Annotated in this window: 19 protein-coding genes and 10 pseudogenes; 14 read left to right on the top strand and 15 right to left on the bottom strand. The window is 34.9% G+C overall.

Annotated features, from left to right (window positions below):
- Positions 1 to 18 precede the first annotated feature (18 nt).
- Positions 19 to 203: pseudogene (locus AYJ55_RS32880) on the bottom strand (IS256 family transposase); the annotation flags it as partial.
- 24 nt (positions 204 to 227) lie between these two features.
- Here AYJ55_RS32880 and AYJ55_RS25470 point away from each other — a divergent pair.
- The 3 genes from AYJ55_RS25470 to dsbB all read left to right on the top strand — a co-directional run bounded on the left by AYJ55_RS25470 (position 228) and on the right by dsbB (position 1698).
- Positions 228 to 464, top strand: a complete 237-nt coding sequence (locus AYJ55_RS25470; protein WP_074167990.1) for a phage integrase central domain-containing protein — start codon at positions 228 to 230, stop codon at positions 462 to 464.
- 13 nt (positions 465 to 477) lie between these two features.
- Positions 478 to 960, top strand: a complete 483-nt coding sequence (locus tag AYJ55_RS08645) for a tyrosine-type recombinase/integrase (RefSeq protein ID WP_074167989.1) — start codon at positions 478 to 480, stop codon at positions 958 to 960.
- A 216-nt stretch (positions 961 to 1176) separates the two neighbouring features.
- Positions 1177 to 1698: a disulfide bond formation protein DsbB gene (gene dsbB / locus AYJ55_RS08640; RefSeq protein WP_063656270.1), complete on the top strand. Its 522-nt coding sequence runs from the start codon at positions 1177 to 1179 to the stop codon at positions 1696 to 1698.
- A 148-nt stretch (positions 1699 to 1846) separates the two neighbouring features.
- Here the strand turns inward: dsbB and AYJ55_RS08635 are convergent.
- From AYJ55_RS08635 to zntB, 3 pseudogenes are all read right to left on the bottom strand, one after another.
- Positions 1847 to 2073, bottom strand: a pseudogene (locus AYJ55_RS08635) (DMT family transporter); the annotation flags it as partial.
- A gap of 191 nt (positions 2074 to 2264) precedes the next feature.
- Positions 2265 to 2952, bottom strand: a pseudogene (locus AYJ55_RS08630) (IS701 family transposase); the annotation flags it as partial.
- A gap of 332 nt (positions 2953 to 3284) precedes the next feature.
- Positions 3285 to 3941, bottom strand: a pseudogene (zntB, locus tag AYJ55_RS08625) (zinc transporter ZntB); the annotation flags it as partial.
- Positions 3942 to 4012: 71 nt separating this feature from the next.
- Between zntB and AYJ55_RS28435 the strand changes: the two are divergent.
- The 4 genes and pseudogenes from AYJ55_RS28435 to AYJ55_RS08610 form a co-directional block, all read left to right on the top strand.
- Positions 4013 to 4279: pseudogene (locus AYJ55_RS28435) on the top strand (IS701 family transposase); the annotation flags it as partial.
- A 37-nt stretch (positions 4280 to 4316) separates the two neighbouring features.
- On the top strand, positions 4317 to 5141 hold the full coding sequence (locus AYJ55_RS25465) for an IS630 family transposase (RefSeq protein WP_074167988.1): 825 nt from the start codon (positions 4317 to 4319) through the stop codon (positions 5139 to 5141).
- 17 nt (positions 5142 to 5158) lie between these two features.
- A pseudogene (locus tag AYJ55_RS35780) lies at positions 5159 to 5859 on the top strand (IS701 family transposase); the annotation flags it as partial.
- A 77-nt stretch (positions 5860 to 5936) separates the two neighbouring features.
- Positions 5937 to 6977 (top strand): IS481 family transposase, encoded by a 1041-nt coding sequence (locus AYJ55_RS08610; RefSeq protein WP_063654070.1) that lies wholly within the window; start codon positions 5937 to 5939, stop codon positions 6975 to 6977.
- 120 nt (positions 6978 to 7097) lie between these two features.
- Here AYJ55_RS08610 and AYJ55_RS08605 read toward each other — a convergent pair.
- A pseudogene (locus AYJ55_RS08605) lies at positions 7098 to 7781 on the bottom strand (helix-turn-helix domain-containing protein); the annotation flags it as partial.
- 76 nt (positions 7782 to 7857) lie between these two features.
- Here AYJ55_RS08605 and AYJ55_RS08600 point away from each other — a divergent pair.
- Positions 7858 to 8271 carry a transposase family protein gene (locus AYJ55_RS08600; RefSeq protein ID WP_342668154.1) on the top strand — a complete coding sequence of 138 codons (414 nt, stop codon included), beginning with the start codon at positions 7858 to 7860 and terminating at the stop codon, positions 8269 to 8271.
- Between the two features lie 1780 nt (positions 8272 to 10051).
- Here the strand turns inward: AYJ55_RS08600 and mdtI are convergent.
- From mdtI to zwf, 3 genes and pseudogenes are all read right to left on the bottom strand, one after another.
- Complete coding sequence (mdtI, locus tag AYJ55_RS08595; protein ID WP_063655586.1) at positions 10052 to 10384, bottom strand: multidrug/spermidine efflux SMR transporter subunit MdtI; 333 nt, start codon at positions 10382 to 10384, stop codon at positions 10052 to 10054.
- Between the two features lie 220 nt (positions 10385 to 10604).
- Positions 10605 to 10930: pseudogene (locus tag AYJ55_RS08590) on the bottom strand (SMR family transporter).
- A gap of 481 nt (positions 10931 to 11411) precedes the next feature.
- Positions 11412 to 12889: pseudogene (gene zwf / locus AYJ55_RS08585) on the bottom strand (glucose-6-phosphate dehydrogenase).
- A gap of 341 nt (positions 12890 to 13230) precedes the next feature.
- Here zwf and AYJ55_RS28430 point away from each other — a divergent pair.
- The 4 genes and pseudogenes from AYJ55_RS28430 to AYJ55_RS08570 form a co-directional block, all read left to right on the top strand.
- A pseudogene (locus tag AYJ55_RS28430) lies at positions 13231 to 13677 on the top strand (MurR/RpiR family transcriptional regulator); the annotation flags it as partial.
- A 780-nt stretch (positions 13678 to 14457) separates the two neighbouring features.
- Positions 14458 to 15900, top strand: coding sequence for a pyruvate kinase (pyk, locus tag AYJ55_RS08575; RefSeq protein ID WP_063655583.1), 1443 nt, complete (start codon positions 14458 to 14460; stop codon positions 15898 to 15900).
- A gap of 306 nt (positions 15901 to 16206) precedes the next feature.
- A complete protein-coding gene (locus AYJ55_RS30625; protein WP_187153211.1) occupies positions 16207 to 16509 on the top strand; it encodes a hypothetical protein in 303 nt (100 codons plus the stop codon).
- Complete coding sequence (locus AYJ55_RS08570; protein WP_063655581.1) at positions 16436 to 17203, top strand: hypothetical protein; 768 nt, start codon at positions 16436 to 16438, stop codon at positions 17201 to 17203. The genes AYJ55_RS30625 and AYJ55_RS08570 overlap by 74 nt, the downstream gene beginning before the upstream one ends.
- A 180-nt stretch (positions 17204 to 17383) precedes the next feature.
- On the opposite strand, the gene lpxM is transcribed toward AYJ55_RS08570, so the two are convergent.
- The 3 genes from lpxM to znuA all read right to left on the bottom strand — a co-directional run bounded on the left by lpxM (position 17384) and on the right by znuA (position 20823).
- Positions 17384 to 18355: a lauroyl-Kdo(2)-lipid IV(A) myristoyltransferase gene (gene lpxM / locus AYJ55_RS08565; RefSeq protein WP_063655579.1), complete on the bottom strand. Its 972-nt coding sequence runs from the start codon at positions 18353 to 18355 to the stop codon at positions 17384 to 17386.
- A 135-nt stretch (positions 18356 to 18490) separates the two neighbouring features.
- Positions 18491 to 19849, bottom strand: a complete 1359-nt coding sequence (mepM, locus tag AYJ55_RS08560; protein ID WP_063655577.1) for a murein DD-endopeptidase MepM — start codon at positions 19847 to 19849, stop codon at positions 18491 to 18493.
- A gap of 14 nt (positions 19850 to 19863) precedes the next feature.
- Complete coding sequence (gene znuA, locus AYJ55_RS08555) at positions 19864 to 20823, bottom strand: zinc ABC transporter substrate-binding protein ZnuA (protein ID WP_063655575.1); 960 nt, start codon at positions 20821 to 20823, stop codon at positions 19864 to 19866.
- Positions 20824 to 20897: 74 nt separating this feature from the next.
- On the opposite strand from znuA, the gene znuC reads away from it, so the two are divergent.
- On the top strand, positions 20898 to 21662 hold the full coding sequence (gene znuC, locus AYJ55_RS08550; protein ID WP_063656268.1) for a zinc ABC transporter ATP-binding protein ZnuC: 765 nt from the start codon (positions 20898 to 20900) through the stop codon (positions 21660 to 21662).
- A complete protein-coding gene (gene znuB, locus AYJ55_RS08545) occupies positions 21655 to 22440 on the top strand; it encodes a zinc ABC transporter permease subunit ZnuB (protein WP_063655573.1) in 786 nt (261 codons plus the stop codon). The genes znuC and znuB overlap by 8 nt, the downstream gene beginning before the upstream one ends.
- 578 nt (positions 22441 to 23018) lie before the next feature.
- On the opposite strand, the gene AYJ55_RS08540 is transcribed toward znuB, so the two are convergent.
- Genes AYJ55_RS08540 through AYJ55_RS08525 form a run of 4 tightly spaced genes read right to left on the bottom strand, consistent with a single transcriptional unit; the run spans position 23019 to position 24504 of the window.
- Positions 23019 to 23507 (bottom strand): IS630 family transposase, encoded by a 489-nt coding sequence (locus tag AYJ55_RS08540; protein ID WP_063653499.1) that lies wholly within the window; start codon positions 23505 to 23507, stop codon positions 23019 to 23021.
- Entirely contained in the window at positions 23476 to 23841 is a 366-nt protein-coding gene (locus AYJ55_RS08535) for an IS630 transposase-related protein (RefSeq protein WP_063653415.1), read from the bottom strand. The genes AYJ55_RS08540 and AYJ55_RS08535 overlap by 32 nt, the downstream gene beginning before the upstream one ends.
- On the bottom strand, positions 23825 to 24142 hold the full coding sequence (locus tag AYJ55_RS08530) for a transposase (RefSeq protein ID WP_063655571.1): 318 nt from the start codon (positions 24140 to 24142) through the stop codon (positions 23825 to 23827). The genes AYJ55_RS08535 and AYJ55_RS08530 overlap by 17 nt, the downstream gene beginning before the upstream one ends.
- A complete protein-coding gene (locus tag AYJ55_RS08525) occupies positions 24139 to 24504 on the bottom strand; it encodes an IS630 transposase-related protein (protein WP_063655569.1) in 366 nt (121 codons plus the stop codon). Before AYJ55_RS08525 ends, AYJ55_RS08530 begins: the two co-directional genes overlap by 4 nt.
- Positions 24505 to 24661 lie beyond the last annotated feature (157 nt).

Raw genomic sequence — 24661 nt, 5'->3', positions numbered from 1 at the left:
TTTAGTATGCCACTACAATTTAACCGTTTTTCGAGTATAGCCATTTTTACGCGTATCGATTGACCTTGTCGATAGGTAGTGTTCTATTTCTGCCTGCAGGGCAGCTTCGGTCAGCTGTTTTATGAGTTACCGGGTAAATTTTTACCTGATTGTAATTGCTTCAACGCTTCATCAAAATTAAATGATTGATTCTCATATGTCATACCTCTTTTTTTTGAGTTTAAGATATGTCACAGATTTTTGAACACTACCTACCAATACAAAACATAACAACAAAAAATGTTGCCGATTTTCTTCACCCCTTTATTTATGCAGGAAAAACTACAATGGCAAAATTATTGAGAGGATCATTAATTGATTGCTTTAAAAAAGCATTAGCAAGTGGTCTGGTACAATTAAACCCTGCTGACTTAACAAAAATACCAAAAACTAAAATTAAAAAGGGTAAGATTATCCCTCAATGACTTTAACACTATTTTGAACTTAATAAACGACGATCATCATTGGTTAAGTCAGGCCATGAAACTGGCTTTAGTCACAGGTCAACGTGTTTCTGATATTTCAAAAATGAAATGGAAAGATATTCATGATGAAAAGTTATGGATTGTTCAACAAAAAACCGAAACTAAAATAGCTATTCCACTTGATATTGGAATTGAGTCTATGAAATTAAATGATATTTTGAAAAACATTAATCATGATGCTGATTTTGTTATTATAAAAAATAAAAAACAAATCAAGACAGTAAAAATATCAACCGAGTTTACTAAACTTAGAGATAAAACAAAATTAGTATGGAAAGGATCACCACCTTCTTTTCATGAAATCAGGAGTTTATCAGCCAGACTTTACACCGAAAAAATAGGCAGTGAATTTACCCGTAAATTGCTAGGTCATAAATCAGCAGAAATGACGGCAAAATATCAAGATGATAGGAATAATAGCTGGATTGAAATTTAAAATTTATAGTGAGTGAATAGTGAATGATAGTGATAATTTATTTATATATATTTGATAAATAATGATTTTAATTTCATGAAACTATCGGCTAAATAGAAAATTCATTTTGACAATTTAATTCATTATCCTATCTTATTAGCTGTTTTTTTTGTCGTAAACAAAATAAGATCATATGCTTGCCTAACTAACTTATCGAGATAATGGAATAGAATGAACATGTTTAAATTTTTTTACTCATACTCTCAAACCAGAAAAGCCTGGTTGCTACTAGCTATTAGCGCCTGTATGTTAGAAATCATTGCACTTTATTTTCAACACGGTATGGGACTTAGACCATGCGTATTATGCATTTACGAACGGATAGCGATATTTGCTATCTTAGCGGCAGGTTTAATCGCTGCCATGGCACCAAAAAGTGCTTTTCGCTCAGTAGCACTAATTTTATGGTTATATAGTAGTTGGGAAGGATTGAAATTAACCTTCGAACATACCCGACTACAACTCTATCCCTCTCCTTTTGATTCATGTGATTTTGTCGTTAACTTTCCTTCATGGCTGCCACTTAACCGCTGGTTACCGACTGTTTTTGAAGCCTACGGTGACTGTAGCCAAAAACAATGGTCATTTTTGAATATTGAAATGCCCGTATGGCTATTAATTATTTTTATCGCTTATTTCTTGGTGGCAATAATTGTCTTGTTAAGCCAATTTTTATGGTTCAAAAAAAATAGTCATTAAGACAATTTGAGCTGGACTAATAGTTATCAGTCCAGTTTTCGCTATGGCGATTTGATGAAAATAGTGCAGGTTTCCAGCTGAAAATAGTCAAATAGCTAAATAAGTATTAGGGTTAAAAGATTATTAACTAATGCTCCTTTAACGATTATCAATGAACACTACTTTTAGAAACCAGATTAATAACTAAAACTCCAGAAATAATCAACAAAATACTAAAATGGCTGGCCAATCTAATTTTTGCTGATAGAGAAACAACGCTGCCACAGACACCAGCACGATCCCTAAACCAGACCAAATAGCGTAGGCAATGCCTAATGGCATCATTTTGACTACTTGTGATAAACCAAAAAATGAAATGCTATAACCAATAACAACACGAGTTTCGCACCAATAAAAAAACGCTCTATTTTTAAGTTTAATTCAGCATAATATATAAATAGACAAAATCTTATAAATCAAAAGCAACTTATTGTAATTTAAACAAATTTATACGTTTTAGTAATTTGCAAATTAACTATTGCTTTTAAGCCATTTCTGGAATTTTATATGCCTGTGCGAAACTCGTGTAAGTAATCAATACGGCCGTTTTTGGCTATAAATTTGAAAACAGTCACCCAACCATAACCTCGTAAGTGTATTAAGGTTCCTTCTTCTGAGATGTCTAACTTATTCAATTGTATATTACGGTTAACAATCCGATTTTTTCTCAGCGTAGTTACCCAAACCCAACCATGAGAGCGAATTGATTTCAGATTATCCAGGCTAGAATACCAAGCATCCATCGCTACCGCTTCAGGCTTGATCCCTCTTTTTTTAGCAAGAGCGAGCATTTCGGAAAAATGCGTATTTTTTGTTTTTCCATCGGAATCTTTATCATAAATACGATAATCAATAGGAATTGATTCAACAGTTGTTAGATTATGCCAAAGTAAATTAACTAAACCTATGCCAGCAATAACATCATGTTCATTACCTGAATATTGATAATGGACCATCTCTATTTTTTTACTACGTGTTTTGGCAATTAGTGTATCATCGGCAATTAGTACGCAAGGGCTTTTTTTGTCTATAGATGTTTCAACTAATCGCCATAGGTCTTTAGGTCGAAAACACCTGCTTTTTAGCCATCGACTAATAGTGTCATGAGACAAAGGTGATGGGATTACTTCATGATAACGCCAAACCAGAGTATCTTACACTGCTTACTTGTAAGAATGTTTTGTAGATATCTTTAATGCATGGATAACCGGACAAAATATAAACATCCTAATTTTTTCTTGTTTTGAACTTATACTTCTTTTTTGGAGATTGCGAAACTCGTGTCCCACTCAGATCGGGTTAATATAGTTGAAATAAAATAAAAAAAAGCCGATGTATTAAACATCGGCTGATAGTGGTCAATTATTCTGTATAAGAACTCAATATGAGAAAAACTACAATTATGGAACACAACGTTCATCGCTTAACGTTACATTCACCTGCGAAATCAATTCTGCCCTAGTTAAGGTTAAAACTTCTTGATATAGCTCAATTTATTTTTTACTAAACTAAATAACTGGAAATTTTATATTGGAAAATGTTTTATTTCATAACCACTTCCCTCTTTTTAGCCACCAGATAACAAAACTAATTAAGCAACTTAATAATAAACAAAAAATACTAAATGCAAATTTAAATTCACTACCAGGTATACCATTGAGGTTGACGCCAAATAATCCAGTTAAAAAGGTTAATGGAACAAAGACAATCGCTAACATTGACATAGTATAAATCCGTTTATTTGTTGCTTCTGATATCAACGCATTAATTTCATCGGTAATTACGGCGATACGAGCAACAAAACCATCTAATTCATCAATACACCGTCCAAGCCTTTCGGCATTTTCCTGCATGCGGTGGCGATCATCATCGCTCATCCATAAAAATTTTTCTGTCGCTAAACGAGCAAAAACATCCCGTTGAGTAGGCATATAGCGGCGTACAATAATAATCTGTTTTCTTAATAACGCTAATTTTCCCCGTTCAGGGATCTCTTCAGTTAATATCTTTTTTTCCATTTTAATTAAACGATCATGCAAAATATCGGTAAAATCACTCACTTCATCGTTAATCGAATCAGCAACTTCGACTAACCATTCTCCGCTCGTTTTTCCGCCAACATGATGATTAAGATCGTCAATAACAGGCTCAAGAGATTTAACTTTACGATGTCGACTAGAAATAATTATCTGATTATTAATATAAACACGAGTTTCGCAAACTCCGAAAAAGAAGTATAAAGTTCAAAACAAGAAAAAATTAGGATGTTTATATTTTGTCCGGTTATCCATGCATTAAAGATATCTACAAAACATTCTTACAAGTAAGCAGTGTAAGATACTCTGGTTTGGCGTTATCAGAAGTAAGCCCATCACCTTTGTCTCATGACACAAAAAGCAGGTGTTTTCAACCTAAAGACCTGTGGCGATTAGTTGAAACATCTATAGACAAAAAAAGCCCTTGCGTACTAATTGCCGATGATACACTAATTGCCAAAACACGTAGTAAAAAAATAGAGATGGTCCATTATCAATATTCAGGTATAGCTAGGCGACTTAATTTTGATTACAAGGTGTGTTATGAGTTATACAATTGATTTTCGACGTAAAGTAATATCTGTAAGGAAAGCCGAAGGTTTAACAATTCGAGAAACTGCGAAACAATTCCGTATTGGAAAAGCGTCTTTAGTACGTTGGCTTAAACGACCAGAGCCAAAAAATTCAACGCCACGTAAGAGGAAGCTCGATAAAAATGCTTTAGCAAAAGATGTGGAACAGTATCCAGATGCTTACCAAAAGGAACGGGCAGAGCGATTCGGTGTTTGTAAAAAGACTATTTGGCAATCCCTTAAAAAGCTGGGATTAACCTATAAAAAAAACTCTATTCCATCCAAAAACCAACGAAAGCGACAGGCTGGCACATCAGCAAAAAAGACAACAGTACGAAAAAAAAAAGATAAATCTGTTGTTTTTATTGATGAAAGTGGTTTTTCACATGACACTCCACGAACTCACGGCTATTCCCCAAAAGGTCACCGTTGTTTTGGCCTGAAAAACTGGGGTGCTAAGGGAAGAACAAATGTTATTGGCGCTTTATTGGGAACAACCCTTTTTGCTATCGGATTATTTGATTGCAATATTAACCGTGATGTTTTTTATGTTTGGATCACAAAAATATTGCTCCCAGAACTTCCTGAAAATTCTGTTATTTTTATGGACAACGCTAGCTTTCACAAAGGTAAGAATATTGAACAGGCAATTATAAACGCAGGACACCAGATAGAATATTTGCCTGTGTATTCACCAGATTTAAATCCTATAGAACATAAATGGTCTCAAGCTAAACGTAAAAAGATGGAAACAGGATGCACTATCGATGACCTATTTTTAATACATATGCTGTAATCAAAATTAAGTCGCCTAGCTATAATGAACATGATGTTATTGCTGGCATAGGTTTAGTTAATTTACGTTGGCATAATCTAACAACTGTTGAATCAATTCCTATTGATTATCGTATTTATGATAAAGATTCTGATGGAAAAACAAAAAACACGCACTTTTCCGAAATGCTCGCTCTTGCTAAAAAAAGAGGGATCATACCAGAAGCGGTAGTGATGGATGCCTGGTATTCTAGCCTGGATAATCTGAAATCAATTCGCTCTCATGGTTGGGTCTGGGTAACCACGCTGAGGAAAAACAGGATTGTTAACCATAACAACTGAACAAGTTAGACATCTCAGAAGAAGGAACCTTAATACACTTACGAGGCTACGGTTGGGTGACTGTTTTCAAATTTATAGCCAAAAACGGCTGTATTGATTACACAGTAACAAACAAAGAGAATCCCACCCGTCAATACGTCAAATCTATCATGGATGCCCGTTGGTCTGTTGAAGTTTATCATCGAGAAGTTAAACAAAATTGTGGTATTGAACGCTGTCAGGCTCGCACGAGCCGAGCGCAAAGAAATCATATTTTTCTCGCTATTTCTGCGTGGTTTGAACAACATAAACGTCGTATATCTGAAAAAATAACCCTTTATCAACAAAATTGGGACGTAATCAAAAATGCTATTACTGAGCACATCCGTGTTTTATTAGCTGTATTAGTCTTAACTTAATCCGACAATTCTGATTTAAAAAAGAGCGTTACCGGTTTTAATTAACATCATTAGATAATTAAATAAAAGGTAATTCTATGTATCAAACAAATAATCCTATCATCAAACATAAAGTCGGGTTACTTAACCTCGCTGAAGAGCTTAATAACGTCTCAAAAGCCTGTAAGATTATGGGGGTATCCCGAGATACGTTTTATCGCTACCAGGAACTTGTTAACGATGGTGGGATAGACGCTTTAATTAATCAAAATCGACGGGTGCCTAACGTAAAAAATAGAGTAGATGAACAGATTGAAAGCGCTGTAGTCGAGTATGCGATTGAATACCCTGCACACGGTCAACACCGCAGTAGTAATGAACTAAGAAAAAAAGGCATTTTTGTTTCGGGGAGTGGCGTTCGCTCTATTTGGCTGCGCCATAATCTCGAAAATTTTACAAAACGCCTAAAAGCGCTTGAAGATAAAATCGCAACAGAAGGAATTATCCTGTCAGAATCACAAATCAGTGCTCTAGAAAAGAAAGCGCAAGATGATGAAGCCTGTGGTGAGATTGAAACAGCGCATCCAGGTTATCTGGGTTCACAAGATACTTTTTATGTCGGTCATTTAAAAGGCGTTGGTCGTGTTTATCAACAAACTTACATTGATACTTACAGTAAAGTCGTTCATTGTAAGCTTTACACAACAAAAAGCGCGATAACGGCGGCAGATTTATTAAATGACAAGGTTCTCCCTTTTTATTCCCAGCATGGGTTACCGGTGTTACGTATACTGACGGACAGAGGCAGTGAGTATTGTGGTAAAGTTGAACATCACGATTATCAACTTTATCTCGCTATCAATGATATTGATCATACAAAAACTAAAGCTCGTTCACCTCAAACTAATGGGATTTGTGAACGCTTTCATAAAACTGTATTACAAGAGTTCTATCAGGTGGCTTTTCGTAAGAAAATCTATAGGGCTTTAAATGAATTACAAGCTGATTTAGATAAATGGTTAGCGGAATATAATAACCAACGCACTCATCAAGGAAAAATGTGTTGCGGTCGAACTCCTATGGCAACTTTACACGATGGAAAACAACTTTGGAGAGAGAAAGATTTAAATCAAATTTAACCTGACAGGTACTGTATAAATAACCGGTAACTGTCAGATTAAGTCTGAGCTACTACATATTAGCGTACCCAAATTAGTTTTGTGCGAAACTCATGTAAATGACAAGGTTCTGCCTTTTTACACCGGTAACCCATGCTCGGTGTAAAAAGGCAGAACCTTGTCATTTAATAAATCTGCCGCCGTTATCGCGCTTTTTGTTGTGTAAAGCTTACAATGAACGACTTTACTGTAAGTATCAATGTAAGTTTGTTGATAAACACGACCAACGCCTTTTAAATGACCGACATAAAAAGTATCTTGTGAACCCAGATAACCTGGATGCGCTGTTTCAATCTCACCACAGGCTTCATCATCTTGCGCTTTCTTTTCTAGAGCACTGATTTGTGATTCTGACAGGATAATTCCTTCTGTTGCGATTTTATCTTCAAGCGCTTTTAGGCGTTTTGTAAAATTTTCGAGATTATGGCGCAGCCAAATAGAGCGAACGCCACTCCCCGAAACAAAAATGCCTTTTTTTCTTAGTTCATTACTACTGCGGTGTTGACCGTGTGCAGGGTATTCAATCGCATACTCGACTACAGCGCTTTCAATCTGTTCATCTACTCTATTTTTTACGTTAGGCACCCGTCGATTTTGATTAATTAAAGCGTCTATCCCACCATCGTTAACAAGTTCCTGGTAGCGATAAAACGTATCTCGGGATACCCCCATAATCTTACAGGCTTTTGAGACGTTATTAAGCTCTTCAGCGAGGTTAAGTAACCCGACTTTATGTTTGATGATAGGATTATTTGTTTGATACATAGAATTACCTTTTATTTAATTATCTAATGATGTTAATTAAAACCGGTAACGCTCTTTTTTAAATCAGAATTGTCGGATCAAGTTAAGACTAATACATATTATGACTGACGAAACGAGGAAAATTGGATTTATCCCCATGATCAAAAATGGGCGCCGTCACGATAAACGCTTACTCGATAAAGTCGATATAATTCGCCATATTCCCCCTGAGGTAACCATCTGGGCCGATACCGGTTTTCAAGGTATAGATAAACAGCATCCTAATACACAAATCCCAAAAAAAGGAACTCGAAAAAGACCTTTATCGCCTGAACAAAAACAAGAAAATAAAATAATCTCGGGCATCCGTATTACGGTTGAACACGCCATCGCGGGTATCAAGCGCCTCGGTTGTATGACCCAAATTTTACGGAATCGTAGACCCTTTATTGATGATACCTTTTTACTCCTTAGTGCCGGTCTTTGGAATTTCCATCTCAGAACAGCCTAAAATTTACTTCAATCACCGAAATACCCTTATTTCACTATTAAGCAACACGCTTAGTTAATATCAAGCTCATTATAAAAAATTTTTTAATTTCATAGGTTTTTCTTATTTAAACATTAAATTAGTTAAATATATTAATTAATAATTTTTTCAAAAATTATTATTGCTAATATATTGCCTTTAAAGTTTCAAAAGAAGTCCCTATAAAACACACAGCTATAAAATATTAATCTATAATAAAAATTCTATTATAAATTTTCATTTAATTATATTATAGCCTAATTATTTAAATCCGGATCGTTAATACTATTTTCCCTAATTAAATAGTTACTGTTACTCAATTTATTACCAGGTGATTGTTATTAGCGTGATAATTAGCATAACTAATTTATTGCATTAAATTAACTTAAATCATCTGCTGATATAATTAATAAAATTGACAAGCTGAATAAAATAAAAAATAAATCCTGCCCATTATAATAACATTATACTTTATGGCCAGGATTAATTATTATGCCAATTGGTTTTTTATATTGTTATAACATTGAATATATTTATTTTATTAATATTAAATTATTTGTTTTAATATGCTGTTATTGTCATTAAAAAATCCCAGGTAGGATCTTCAACGCTACCTTCAAACAGTGGGGCTAAATCAAGTTTAAGTCCACTATTAGTATCGTATTTGAAATCAATAATTTCAACTTTACCGGTGTTTTTATTTTTTACAGATGTATAACTGCCAGTAATTAAGTTATTACCATTAGGATTATATTGTGTACTAATAGCAAAATCGAAAGATGCAGGTTTTCCGTCCTCAATACTAAACAGTTTAATTTTGATTGGACCGTTATCTTTTTTGGGTTGGGCGAGGAAATCATGTCCAGGTGTATCACTGCCATCTCTATGTATTTTTACGTTAAATCCTTGCTAAATATTTAAGGCATGATCATAAACTGCCATACCTACATTATAGTGTTTAAAATTTTATTGCTATATTCTTTTACTTGCATATATATTTTTCCATCTTTAATATTCTATTATTCATTTATTATTAATTCTATATGTAAGTTACAGAGTAATTTAAATTGTTTATAATATTCTATTTCATTATTTAAATCACATATTAATTATATTATAAATAAAAAGTTACAAAACATATTATTGCTTATATTTTTGGAATATAAATAAAGAAAAATATCAACCTCATTTATAAAAAATTTTAAAATGAAGCTAAATATTATAATAAAATCCCATTATTATTTTTTATAAATATTGAAATACAATCCTACAGATAAGCATTTGGAATTAGATATAATGCCAAATATAGGTCATATATAATAGTGAAATAATAGCAATTACTGTCACTAGCTATTATCATATTAAAAAAAGGATTGTTACTAAATAGGCAGAATAAACAACATTTAAATTTGACATCTGCTGAAACATAGAAAAATATTTAGCTTAAAAAATTGAGAATAAATAATTAAAAATTATTATATCGGTAAATAATTCAAATTTTAACGATGCAATTGATATCTGATAGAACAGAAAATAGTCTATTAAATCTGCATAAATAATCGGCCTACTGTCATCCTCTCGCAAATATGCGTCAACACGGAGTTTTACCTATATGGCATGAATTAATACAAATAACCCCTCATTGATAGGGTTATTTATGGTTAAAAAAGGGTCGATACATAGAGCGTGGTAAAAATAACTCCTTTATTTTATTCTATTAGCCATTACTAATCAGTGCTATGTCCTAGCAGCTGAAATAAAATTATGCCAGTTTGATAACGACCATCCCTGTAATCAATAAAATAATACCGCCCCAACCTTTATAATTTAGTCGTTGATTAAACAAAATCCAACCGGCGGCAACCGTGGCTACAACACCAAAAGCCCCCCAAAGTGCATAAGCAATGGAAAGCTCAATACCTTTTACCGCTACAGCTAATGCACTAAAAGCACCTAAAACGGCAATTAAAGATAATACACCTATCCACAGTCGCTTAAATCCATTTGATAACTTTAAAAAAATATTAGCCACTATTTCCAAAATAACGGCCAGAAATAGAAAGGCACCATGCCACCATTGATATTCTGCTAACATATTATGCCTCCTTAACAACTTTCATGAGTTTCGCACAGGAATATAAAATTGCAGAAATGGCTTAAAAGCAATGGTTAATTTGCAAGTTACTAAAACGTATAAATTTTTTAAATTACAATAAGTTGCTTTTAATTTATGAGATTTTGTCTATTTATATATTATGCTGAATTAAACTTAAAAATAGAGAGTTTTTTATTGGTGCGAAACTCGTGAACTTTAGTCATTTTATTGAATGGCCTTTTTGGCGTAATTTTTTTCCCTGTTTTATCGAATATAGTGTGCTAGTTTTTTTAGTACCCGATTTTATTAGCGCTATACCCACAATAAGTAACGCTAATCCAATAAGTTTATTGGTGGTAATGATTCATTAAATAACAAAACACTAAATGCTGTTATAAAAATTACCCCAATACCTTCCCAGAGAGCATAAGCTACTCCAAGAGCAACTTTTTTTACTGCCATTGCCAATAATATATAAGATGAAGCAATCATAAAATACATTACCAATAAGCCAGTCATATCACCGCTGACGCTAGAATACTCCATTGATAAAGTACCAATGACCTCTATGGCAATCTATAATGCCAAAAATATCCAATAAATCACCATATTCTCCTGTTATTAGCAATCATCAAAGCAATAGATAAATACCTAAATTGGTAATAACTAAGTGATGATTTAAATTAAAAGCCCATTTACGGTAAAACCGATTATAGCAACAGGAGACGCTACAAGGCACCACACCAGTGATGTTCACTAGAAATAATAGATATTTTTGATAAGAAAAGATGATGCTACTACGTTGATTTTTGACGCTAGACATGATATTCTATTCATGCATCACACGGCCAATAGTCAGTATGATATACTATGAATCCTCACTATTGATAGAATAAATACAAAGCTATTTATATCATAACCATTGCATTTACTCAAATAATTATAATAAATTCCAGCTAAAATGCAAAAAAGCTACCAAAATAAGGGTAATAAACCTAAACATATTACCCTATTACGTAGACAAAAACTATTCAAACTCATTCCATGAACGACCATCTTTGGCGATCATCGCATCAGATGCCTCAGGTCCCCATGTACCTGCCTGATAAAGTTTAGGCGGCTGATCATCCTTTGCCCAAGCGTCCATAATAGAATCCACCCATTTCCATGCTTCTTCTACTTCATCCCGACGGACAAACAGAGCTTGAATGCCACGCATAGCTTCTAATAATAAACGTTCATATGCATCAGCTAAATGGATTTGATTAAATGTTTCAGAAAAACTCAGATCTAATTTTGTCGTCTGTAAATGATGTTTATGCTCAAGACCCGGCGCTTTGTTTAAAATTTCAATATCAATTCCTTCATCAGGTTGTAATCGAATAGTTAATTTATTTTGTGGTAGATCCTGATAAGAATCAGAAAAAATATTTAACGCCGGTTTTTTAAAATAAACCACCACTTCAGAGCATTTTGCCGCTAATCGTTTGCCGGTTCTTAAATAAAATGGTACGCCAGCCCAACGCCAATCATCAATGTCAACTCGAATTGCCACAAAAGTTTCCGTTTTACTGGATTTATTTGCCCCTTCTTCCGCAAAATAGCCAGCCACTTTTTTGCCTTGAATAGAACCTGATGTATATTGACCTCGGACAGTTTTTTCACGTACATTACGATAATCAATGCGACGTAATGAGCGCAATACTTTAACTTTCTCATCTCGTATGAGATCTGCAGTTAAATCCGCGGGCAGTGACATGGCAATCATAGTCAAGATCTGTAATAAATGATTTTGGACCATATCACGCATCTGCCCAGCTTGATCAAAATAACCCCAACGTCCTTTGATACCAACCTCTTCAGCAACTGTGATCTGTACATGATCAATCGTTCGATAATCCCAATTATTAATAAATAAAGAGTTGGCAAAACGTAAAGCTAATAAATTGAGCACTGTTTCTTTGCCCAAATAGTGATCAATACGATAAATCTGGCTCTCTTTAAAATACTTAGCAACTTCATTATTTATATCTTAGGAAGAGGCAAGATCACTGCCTAATGGTTTTTCCATAACAACCCGATTCGGCTTCTTATTAAGGCCGGCATGGCCTAAGCCATGGCAAACCGCACCAAAAGTCGTTGGTGGCATAGCAAAATAATATATGGCGGGTTTACTATCACCCTCAAGATATTTTGCTAGTGAATTAAATTTGTTCAAATCCTGAACATCTAAATTAAAAAAATCAGGGCGCTTACTTAATTTTTGCCATAAACTGGGCTCGATTTTCTCATTTAAAAAAGTCTCTAATCGCATCTTTAGCTTCTTTATATATAGGCGGCAGCATCCCATTCAGCCCGACCAATCCCTATAATACGCGTATCAGGATGGATATAGCCCGTTTTTTCCAATTGATAAAGGGAAGGCAATAATTTGCGGTGAGCCAAATCTCCTTTTGCGCCGAAAATAATCAAATTACATGCCTGAACAGCTTTATTAATTGCCATAATATGGGATTCTCCTTAAATACCAATTCTGTAGTGCTATGATAGCTTCAATCGAGAAAATAAATGTACCTTTTTGACTCGACCAGGTAAACAAAGCCACGATATTTTATTTTGCTCAAAAAATAATTCGCAACAAATTTGATTAGTTATATATAATTTTTAATTCTTCATATTTATTAAACTAAAATGCAAAGTAAATTAGACGCCCGTCATATTTTTAATAAAAATCCAGTTAATAACTTCCTTTTTTTAATTACTGACCAAACAACGCGTAGTATATTTTGACTTAAGTAACAAGATTCCCCCTTCAGCAATATTAGTAAAATGGGTAGCTTTTCAGTATGAACACATTAGAACAAATAAATAATAACTTTGAGTATTTCAGTAAATCAGAAAAGAAAGTTGCCGATTCAATCCTTGAAGCCTGCAAAAAGCGATTCACCTTTGTATTGCAACCCTAGCTAAATTGGCTAATGTGAGCGAACCCACTGTAAATCGTTTTTGCCGTAGAATGGATACCAAGCGTTTTCCTGATTTTCAATTACGATTAGCACAAAGCCTCGTCAATGGAACATCTTATGTTAATCGTTTGGTTGATCAAAATGATACTGCAAAAAGTTTTTGATTCCACCATCGCGCAATTAGGTATTGTAAAATATAACCTAAATACTACAAACATTAATCGTGCTATCGATCTATTAACCCAAGCAAAGAAGATCGCTTTCTTTGGTTTAGGTTCCTCAGCAGCAGTTGCCCATGGCGCTATGAGTAAATTTCACGAGTTTCACACAGGCATATAAAATTCCAGAAATGGCTTAAAAGTAATGGTTAATTTGCAAGTTACTAAAACGTATAAATTTTTAAATTACAATAAGTTGCTTTTAATTTATAAGATTTTGTCTATTTATATATTATGCTGAATTAAACTTAAAAATAGAGCGTTTTTTTATTGGTGCGAAACTCGTGAATTTTTTCGTTTTTATATCCCAGTGGTCTATTTCGTTGATGTCATGATGCAACACATATATTGTATTAACTATCGCTATGGTGACGTTGTGATTTGCATTTTGCCTACTGGGCGCACTCAAAACTTAGCTGAACAAGCTAAAGTTGCTAAAGCCAATGATGCTATAGCCAATGATGCTATAGCCATTGCTACCCCTAATTCCCCTCTGGCACAAATCGCTTCCTTATTCTATCACGATTGCTGTACCTGAATATACCAATATTTACATGCCGATGGTATCACGGCTAGCACAATTGACATTAATAGATGTGCTAGCAACTGGCTTTATTTTACGTCGAGGGCAAAATTTTAGAGATAACTTAAAACGCGTAAAAGATATAATATTACATGATGTATATCCTGATAAACTCTAGTGCTATTTACCTTTAGCAAACAGATCAATATCAGCAAACTATAGATCTGTTCGTTTTACTGCAAAAAATATTCTCACTAACTAAGGCATTTAAATAATACAACAGCACACTTTAATAAAGGGATTAATTTCATTTCTATGTAATAATCTATCAACCAACACCAATTTTAATAAGTAACGGAGTCATAAATGTCGAGACGACTTAGAAGAACGAAAATTGTTACTACTCTCGGTCCCGCGACTGACCGTGATAATAACCTGGAAAAAGTGATTAAAGCCGGTGCAAACGTTGTTCGTCTAAACTTTTCTCATGGCTCAGCAGAAGATCACTTACAACGCGCAAAAAAAGTACGTGAACTTGCGAAATCGTTAGCACAACATGTCGCTATTCTTGGTGATCTACAAGGACCTAAAATTCGCGTTTCAACATTTAAAGAAGGAAAAATTTTTCTTCATATCGACGATAAATTTATCTTAGATGCCAATTTAGCCAAAGGTGAAGGTAATCAAGAAAAAGTCGGCATTGACTATCAAGGTTTACCCAATGATGTGACATCAGGTGATATTCTGTTACTCGATGATGGACGCGTTCAATTAAAAGTACTTACGGTAAAAGATCAGCAAATTCTTACTGAAGTAACTGTTGGCGGACAATTATCAAACAATAAAGGGATCAATAAACTTGGTGGGGGTTTATCCGCAGAAGCGCTAACAGATAAAGACAAAGCCGATATCTTGCTCGCAGCTCAGATCGGTGTCGATTATTTAGCGGTTTCTTTCCCCCGCTCAGCAGAAGATCTAAATTATGCCCGACGCCTGGCTCGTGAAGCGGGTTGTGATTGTCAAATTGTCGCTAAGGTAGAGCGAGCTGAAGCGGTTGCCAATGACAAAATTATTGACGAAATTATTTTAGCCTCAGATGTGGTCATGGTTGCTCGAGGTGATCTAGGTGTTGAGATTGGCGACCCTGAGCTGGTCGGCGTACAAAAAAAACTAATACGCAGGGCACGCCAACTAAACCGTATTGCCATCACTGCCACGCAAATGATGGAATCGATGATCACTAATCCGATGCCAACCCGAGCTGAAGTGATGGACGTTGCTAATGCTGTGCTGGATGGCACTGACGCTGTTATGTTATCAGCCGAGACAGCTGCAGGCCAATATCCCGCTGAAACCGTTGAAGCTATGGCTCAGGTTTGCCTTGGAGCAGAAAAGATGGCTGGCATAAATATTGCCAAACATCACCTCGATGATATATTTGACAGCGTTGAAGAAGCGATTGCGATGTCAGCTATGTATGCCGCCAATCACTTAAAAGGAGTAAAAGCGATTATCGCCATGACAGAATCGGGCCGTACCGCTTGTATGATGTCTCGGATCAGCTCAGGTTTACCAATATTTTCTATCTCCTATCATGAAAAGACCTTAAATCAGTGTGCTCTATACCGTGGCGTAACCCCGATTCATTGTAATAAGGAGACTAATACGATTAATGCTGTTAAAAATGCCATTCAATGCCTGCTGGAAAAAAATTATATTGAGCCAGCTGATTTAGTCTTAGTCACCCAGGGCGATCAAATGGGTCAGATTGGTAGCACCAATACCTGCCGAATATTAAAAGTCGAATAATTTCACATCATAAATACATTTAACCCCGTTATACACACGGGGTTTTTAATTACCAAAAATATTACTATCATTTTTTTACCGCTTTTTTTTATGATCCAGTCATTATTCTTCCTAATAAATGAATTAGAAAAAATAATATAAATTAATTGAATATTAAATTAATTAAACTAATAAAATTTAGATTTTAATTGACAAAATAACTGACTTTTTTTACTTTTCTTCCTACTAAAGAAAAATACATTTTTTAGCATTTATTTATTAAAAGGGGTTTGATATGCATAAAAAAATAATTTCAGCTACTATTTATTGGCTCTTAGTTTATTATCAACACCAACATTAGCAATCAATCAAGGAATAAAATATAACGGAATCATAATTGATTCTACAAAAGAAAAAAACAAATCAAATAAGCTTACAATATCTAATCAAGGTGAAGTTAATATCGACATTAAAGCACCTGACAATAATGGTGTATCATATAATAAATATCGGCGATTTAATACTAATAAAGGCGTGATAGTACAACTTAATAACGATGCAAAACAAAATAAAAATATGTTTGCTAAATATAAAAGGATCTCCAGCAAAAGTTGTTATTGCCAATCCTAATGGTATTACCTGCGATGACTGTCAGTTTAGCAATACAACCGGAGTTGATTTGGTTGCTGGTAAAATGAATTATGCAAATAACACAATAAACTACCAGACTGATAAGAGAAAAATAATTTTTATTGGTTTAGGAATATGGGGGAATGAAAGTTCATCAATAAATGAAAAAAACAAATTTTTATCCAACCTCACTATATACGCAGGAAATGTTCGTTTTAATAATGCTGCCAAAATTAATGTCGCTAAGCAGTATTATGTTATTGGTAATGTTAAAACGGAAATCGATGGTTATAATTATAATAATGGAAAAATTTCCGGATTGACCGGAGATAAAACAACATTTGTACTTGCAGAAAATAGCTATATTTTCGCGAATCAATTAAAGATCTTTACCAGTAAAAACTCATATTTAAATAATAAAGGTACGATTGACGTTGTAGCTAATAAGGAGGAGATAGGTGTTATGTCGATTAAAGCAGACTATATTTCTAATAAACATATAATTTTTGCTTTAGGCGCTACTAAGGATAATGAATATATTATCCCATCTTCAATAAATATTACCACCAAACATTTAATTAACCACCAGGATGCAGGCATTAAAGCATCCGAAGGGAGCGTCACACTTGAGACTTATAAAGGAAAAGGTTATTTTGATAAAAATATAAAACAAAAATTTTATAAACTTAATTAATTGCTTAGCCATAATTTAACTGACTGATAAAACATCTAATAATTATTATTAATACGCCTTATTTAATCAAAAATATTATTTTTTTATTACATTTACTCAGGGATAAAAAAATAAAAATATATTATATCTAATTTTATTGCTATCTTGTACCACTTGATTAGCTATCAAGCGGTATTTTTATTAATAAAGATCATCGCGGCAATAAGGCTCTATCTCCCCGGCTTTGCGCGTTTTTAATAATTTTAATATCCAGGTATATTGTGCCAGATAAGGTTTAACTAAATATTCCAACTCTTCGTTCATACGCCTGGCAATATAGTGATTACTCTGCCCAGCAATGTCTGCCATTGGCTCACGAATATAGATATGTAATTGGTGAGTTTTATAATCATAAACCGGAAATAATGGCACAATCTCCGCTTTACATACCTTCATCAACCGCCCTACTGCCGGTAAGGTTGCTTTATAGGTTGCAAAAAAATCAACAAACTCACTATGTTCTTCACCGTGATCTTGATCTGGTAAATAAAATCCCCAATAACCTTGTCTGACACTGGCAATAAAAGGTTTAATGCCTTCTTCACGAGAATGTAAACGACCACCAAAATGATGACGCACTTTGTTCCATAAATAATCAGCCACAGGATCCTTTTGATGATGAAACATGGCTGCCATTTTTTGGCCTCGAGCCGCTAATAACATGGCTGGAATATCAACCGCCCAACCATGAGGTACCATAAAAATAATATTACGCTGTTGCTCTTTTAATTGTTCAATAATTTGTTCATTATGCCAATGAGTTCGTGCTAAAGTTTTATCTACGCCACGTAAAACTAATTCGGCTAATATTGCAAAAGATTGAGGTGCTACAGCAAACATTTCATCAACATATTTCTCTCTTTGCTGCTCCGTCAATTCTGGAAAACAATAAAGCAAATTAATTTTTGCCCGCCTACGCGAGCCTTTTGCTAACTTACCAATTAACTTACCCATGTTTGCCAGTAACAGATCGCGTAACTTAATAGGCAAATAACCTGTCCCCGCTAATAACAATGCACCAACCCACATCCCCCAATATTTGGGATGTAGGTAAATACGATGAAAGGTAGGAATATAACCAAGTTTACTATCTGTATCCTGTTCTTTATTCATTAGTACACTCAAATACAACGTATAAAAATCTAAAATCTGAGATACATTATAATATTAACCTTATGATTTACAAAAAATAATTATGGCAGTAAATAAAATGCTATTTCACAACCTAATTAGCTAACAAAAATCATATTAATTGCTTGCCAGCTTCGATTTATTCTCTTTAACGAATGCCAGAAAGAGTTGACGATCTTTACCTGTTAATCCACCTGAATGAGGTAAATTAGCTGTTAATGGGTTAACTGCGCGCTGATTAAACCATAACTCATAATGAAGATGAGGACCGGTAGTACGCCCAGTATTACCTGATAATGCTATGCGTTCACCTCTTTTTACTTTCTGACCTGGTTTAACCAATAATTTACGTAGATGCATATAACGAGTGGTATACTGACGCCCATGACGAATAGCAATAAAATTACCGGCCGCTCCACTAAATTTCGCCACAATAACTTCACCATCACCAACCGCTAATATCGGTGTCCCAACGGGCATAGAAAAATCGACTCCCTGATGAGGAGCTGGACGCCCTGTTACCGGATTTATACGACGCAAACTAAAAGGAGAAGAGACTCTAAAGGTTTTGGCTGTAGGATAACGTAAGAAACCGCGCTCTAAGCCATTAGCTTCACTATCATAATAGCGGCCATTTTCGGCTCGAAAGGCATAGTAATTCTTACCATTAGTTAATAAATGAACCCCCAACAAACGACTTTGTTCACTGTGACCATCAAGCATTTCACGACTTAACAAGACCGAAAATTTATCACCTGACTTTAGCTTACGCGAATCAATCTGCCATTGTAGTGCTTTAGACACTTCACGTGCTTCGTTATATGTTAAGCCTGAATTAACTGCACTAGAGGTAAAATTACCGTTTATTTTACCTTGGATAACCTTATCAGCCCAAACACCTTGACGAATTTGCTTCTTTTCATTAAAAGTACTAGAGGCACCTTGGCGAGTATAAACACGTGTTTCACGCTGTGAAATAATCCATGTCAGTATCTGTAATTCTCCATCTTTATTCAATTCCCAGCTTAACGTTTGCCCTATTTGCAAATTCCGTAACGCTCGGTGTTGATTAGAAAGAGCCGCCACATCACCAGCATCTAAACCATACTGAGTTAAAATACTAGTCAGATTATCACCGTTTGAAATAACATGTTCATCGGGTGTATCAGCTCCTTTTTCATCAGTTACCCCTTCATCAGGTAACTGTTCGCTGCTATCGGTGATAATATCATCAGTATCCGAGTTATCTACTTGGTTGGTATTAGTTTCACTTTTATCTTTACTACCAAGAATAATACCTAGTTTCATTGGCGATGATTCTTGAGAAATATCTTCATCTTTATCATCGGGTTGAATAACAACAGGCCGCCAAATTGCGACAGCCAATGTTGCTACGGTTAATATGCCTAGCATAATTTTATGCGGTTTAGGCAAATTGCCATATACCTGAACGATAGTCTTCGCCATCTGCTGCACGTATTAAATTCCTTCTAGTTCTTATCCAAGCAGCTTTTAAATTGATTAGATAACGCTGTTAAAAATTCCACATAGCTATCCTTACTTAATCCGATGCCGCTCCCTAATGGATCTAATGTCCCCATATATACATCGGTATCTTTTATAACAGCTTTAATCACCGCTGGCCTGAATTGTGGTTCAGCAAAAACACAAACTGCTTTTTTCTGAGCCAACATTGTTCTTATTTGATATAGTCTTTGGGCGCCAGGCTGAATGATAGGATTAATAGTAAAATAACCTAATGAGGCCAAATGATAGCGTTTTTCAAAGTAACCATAAGCATCATGAAAAACAAAATATCGCTTATCTCCAACCGACTGTAACATCTTAGCAATATTTTGATCAGTTTGCGTCAATTTCTCATCGAATTTACGAAGGTTTACGTCCAACTGTTTTTTATATTTAGGATATAAAGCGACTAATCGGTGGTGGATAATGTTAGCAGCAATACGTGCAATGTCTGGTGACAACCAGATGTGCATATTATACTCACCATGTGAATGATGCTCATCATGATGATGGCCATGAGAATTTTTATTATTTACCGCTGTGCTATCTTCGCTGCTTTTCAATAAGCGTGCTTTTACAGCCGGATCTTCGGCTAATGTGATCCGTTTTTCAGTGGGTAATTGTGCTAATGGTTTCTCTAAAAAAGTTTCTAAATTTGATCCAACCCAAATGAAAAGATCAGCAGTTTTGATCTTTTCCAGATCGGAAGGTTTTAAAGCATAATCATGGGGTGAAGCACCATCAGGTAATAATATTTGTACATCAGTAACACCATTAGTAATGGCTGCGGCAATAAAACCTAACGGACGAATTGACGTAACTACATCAGCTTGAGTAGTAGATAAGAAACCGAGTAACAGTCCAGCAAGAATGCATTTTTTTTCCATAATTTTTTGAACAATTTTTTTTATTTTGTGTAACATAGAATAGTTCCCATAGACTAATTTTGATAATGTTATATTATAACACTTTAACCATCCTGCAAGAATTATTTACCATGCAAACGCTATTAAGCTTAAAAAATATTGCTGTTAGTTTTGGTTCACACCAAATTGTCGAAAACATCTCCTTTGATCTATATGCTGGAGAAATATTAACACTATTGGGGCCAAATGGTGCTGGTAAATCTACGCTAGCTAAAATAGTCCTCGGCCTAATTACCCCAAGTCAAGGGGAAATAATTTACCAAGCCAAATTGCGCATCGGTTATGTGCCACAAAAATTGTCGCTGGATATGATAATGCCTTTGACAGTTAAACGTTTTATGACATTAAAACCTGGGGTAAAAACTACTAATATTATTCCTGCTTTAATACGTGTCGGCACCGATCATCTTATCGAGCAACAAATGCAAAAACTATCAGGCGGGGAAACTCAACGTGTTCTACTTGCCCGTGCTTTACTGAATCAACCACAATTACTTGTTTTAGATGAACCTACACAAGGCGTAGATATCAATGGTCAAGTCGCTTTATATAATCTAATTGATAATATTCGTACCGAATCAAATTGTGCTGTTTTTATGATTTCACATGATCTCCACCTTGTGATGGCAAAAACTGATAAAGTACTCTGTATTAATAAACAAATATGCTGCTCTGGTCGGCCAGAGGATGTGGCTTTAGATCCCGAATTTATTGCTATGTTCGGCCATCGTGGGATAGAACAGATCGGTATCTATCGCCACCATCATCATAATCATCAATGCGATTTAAATAATGAGATTGATGATAAACCTACAGGGAACTGTCATCATGATTGAACTATTACTACCTGGGTGGTTAGCCGGTATGCTGTTAGTCATTGCCGCAGGACCGCTAGGCTCTTTCGTTGTCTGGCGGCGTATGTCATATTTTGGTGATACTCTCGCTCATGCATCATTACTTGGTATCGCTTTTGGTTTATTACTCAATGTTAATCTGTTTTATGCCGTTATTGCTATCACCCTTCTTCTTGCAATTTTATTAGCCTGGCTAGAAAAGCGCCCACATCTAGCCATCGATACCCTATTAGGCATAATGGCGCATAGTGCCCTATCACTTGGATTAGTAGTCGTTAGTTTAATGGACAATGTTCGTATGGATTTGATGGCTTATTTATTTGGTGATCTATTATCGGTAACCACCGAGGATGTTTTTTCAATCGCGATAGGTGTTGCTATTGTTTGCTCAATTATTGTCTGGCAATGGCGTAATTTACTGTCAATAACAGTTAATCAGGATTTAGCTTTTGTTGATGGAGTAAAAATACAGCAGCTTAAAGAATTATTAATGCTGGTTACTGCCCTTACCATAGGTATTGCCATGAAATTTGTTGGGGCTTTAATTATTGCATCATTATTAATTATTCCTGCCGCTACTGGTAGACGATTTGCCAAAACACCAGAGCAAATGGCAGTAGTTGCTATTATTATCGGTATGTTTGCAGTGACGGCTGGACTTGCTCTGTCTGCCTATTACGATACACCAGCAGGGCCCTCAGTTGTGATCTGTGCCAGTGCTTTATTTGTATTAAGTTTATTTATTAAAATAAAAAACTAATCTATTCATGAGGTAAAATAAATTATTTTTAAAATTGCTTAAACACCCTATTCCCTCACTACAAATCAATCAATTATGACTTGTACACGAGTTTCGCACAGGCATATAAAATTCCAGAAATGGCTTAAAAGCAATGGTTAATTTGCAAGTTACTAAAACGTATAAATTTGTTTAAATTACAATAAGTTGCTTTTAATTTATAAGATTTTGTCTATTTATATATTATGCTGAATTAAACTTAAAAATAGAGCGTTTTTTTATTGGTGCGAAACTCGTGTTGTAGTGAGTTTTTATTTTGCTAATCAAATTAGAACCGGTAACCGACACCAAGCATCCATGTGCCGACTTTTATATTTTTTAAATTAGTATGTTCAAAAGATAATTTGGTATGTTCATAAGTAACATCAATAGCTAAATTCTCCACCGGATTAATTTGTAAACCCGCACATAAACTAATTCAATTTGAGTGTCTTTAAAAGCATTTGTGAATGGTGATTTTGCCTCAACTCTACCACGAGCAGCTCCAATTAACCCATAGAGACTAATATAGCTATTATAGCTAGGCGACTTAATTTTGATTACAGCATATGTATTAAAAACAGGTCATCGATAGTGCATCCTGTTTCCATCTTTTTACGTTTAGCTTGAGACCATTTATGTTCTATAGGATTTAAATCTGGTGAATACACAGGCAAATATTCTATCTGGTGTCCTGCGTTTATAATTGCCTGTTCAATATTCTTACCTTTGTGAAAGCTAGCGTTGTCCATAAAAATAACAGAATTTTCAGGAAGTTCTGGGAGCAATATTTTTGTGATCCAAACATAAAAAACATCACGATTAATATTGCAATCAAATAATCCGATAGCAAAAAGGGTTGTTCCCAATAAAGCGCCAATAACATTTGTTCTTCCCTTAGCACCCCAGTTTTTCAGGCCAAAACAACGGTGACCTTTTGGGGAATAGCCGTGAGTTCGTGGAGTGTCATGTGAAAAACCACTTTCATCAATAAAAACAACAGATTTATCTTTTTTTTCATACTGTTGTCTTTTTTGCTGATGTGCCAGCCTGTCGCTTTCGTTGGTTTTTGGATGGAATAGAGTTTTTTTTATAGGTTAATCCCAGCTTTTTAAGGGATTGCCAAATAGTCTTTTTACAAACACCGAATCGCTCTGCCCGTTCCTTTTGGTAAGCATCTGGATACTGTTCCACATCTTTTGCTAAAGCATTTTTATCGAGCTTCCTCTTACGTGGCGTTGAATTTTTTGGCTCTGGTCGTTTAAGCCAACGTACTAAAGACGCTTTTCCAATACGGAATTGTTTCGCAGTTTCTCGAATTGTTAAACCTTCGGCTTTCCTTACAGATATTACTTTACGTCGAAAATCAATTGTATAACTCATAACACACCTTGTAATCAAAATTAAGTCGCCTAGCTATAACAGAATTTTCAGGAAGTTCTGGGAGCAATATTTTTGTGATCCAAACATAAAAAACATCACGGTTAATATTGCAATCAAATAATCCGATAGCAAAAAGGGTTGTTCCCAATAAAGCGCCAATAACATTTGTTCTTCCCTTAGCGCCCCAGTTTTTCAGGCCAAAACAACGGTGACCTTTTGGGGAATAGCCGTGAGTTCGTGGAGTGTCATGTGAAAAACCACTTTCATCAATAAAAACAACAGATTTATCTTTTTTTTTCATACTGTTGTCTTTTTTGCTGATGTGCCAGCCTGTCGCTTTCGTTGGTTTTTGGATGGAATAGAGTTTTTTTTATAGGTTAATCCCAGCTTTTTAAGGGATTGCCAAATAGTCTTTTTACAAACACCGAATCGCTCTGCCCGTTCCTTTTGGTAAGCATCTGGATACTGTTCCACATCTTTTGCTAAAGCATTTTTATCGAGCTTCCTCTTACGTGGCGTTGAATTTTTTGGCTCTGGTCGTTTAAGCCAACGTACTAAAGACGCTTTTCCAATACGGAATTGTTTCTCAGTTTCTCGAATTGTTAAACCTTCGGCTTTCCTTACAGATATTACTTTACGTCGAAAATCAATTGTATAACTCATAACACACCTTGTAATCAAAATTAAGTCGCCTAGCTATAAAACGATAACTAGGACCAAAACTTAATGAAAGCACGAGTTTCGCACCAATAAAAAAACGCTCTATTTTTAAGTTTAATTCAGCATAATATATAAATAGACAAAATCTTATAAATTAAAA

Source organism: Candidatus Arsenophonus triatominarum (assembly GCF_001640365.1).
Taxonomy (GTDB): domain Bacteria; phylum Pseudomonadota; class Gammaproteobacteria; order Enterobacterales; family Enterobacteriaceae; genus Arsenophonus; species Arsenophonus triatominarum.
Note: the sequence above shows the minus strand (reverse complement) of the source record. Positions and strands in the feature narration are given on the sequence as shown.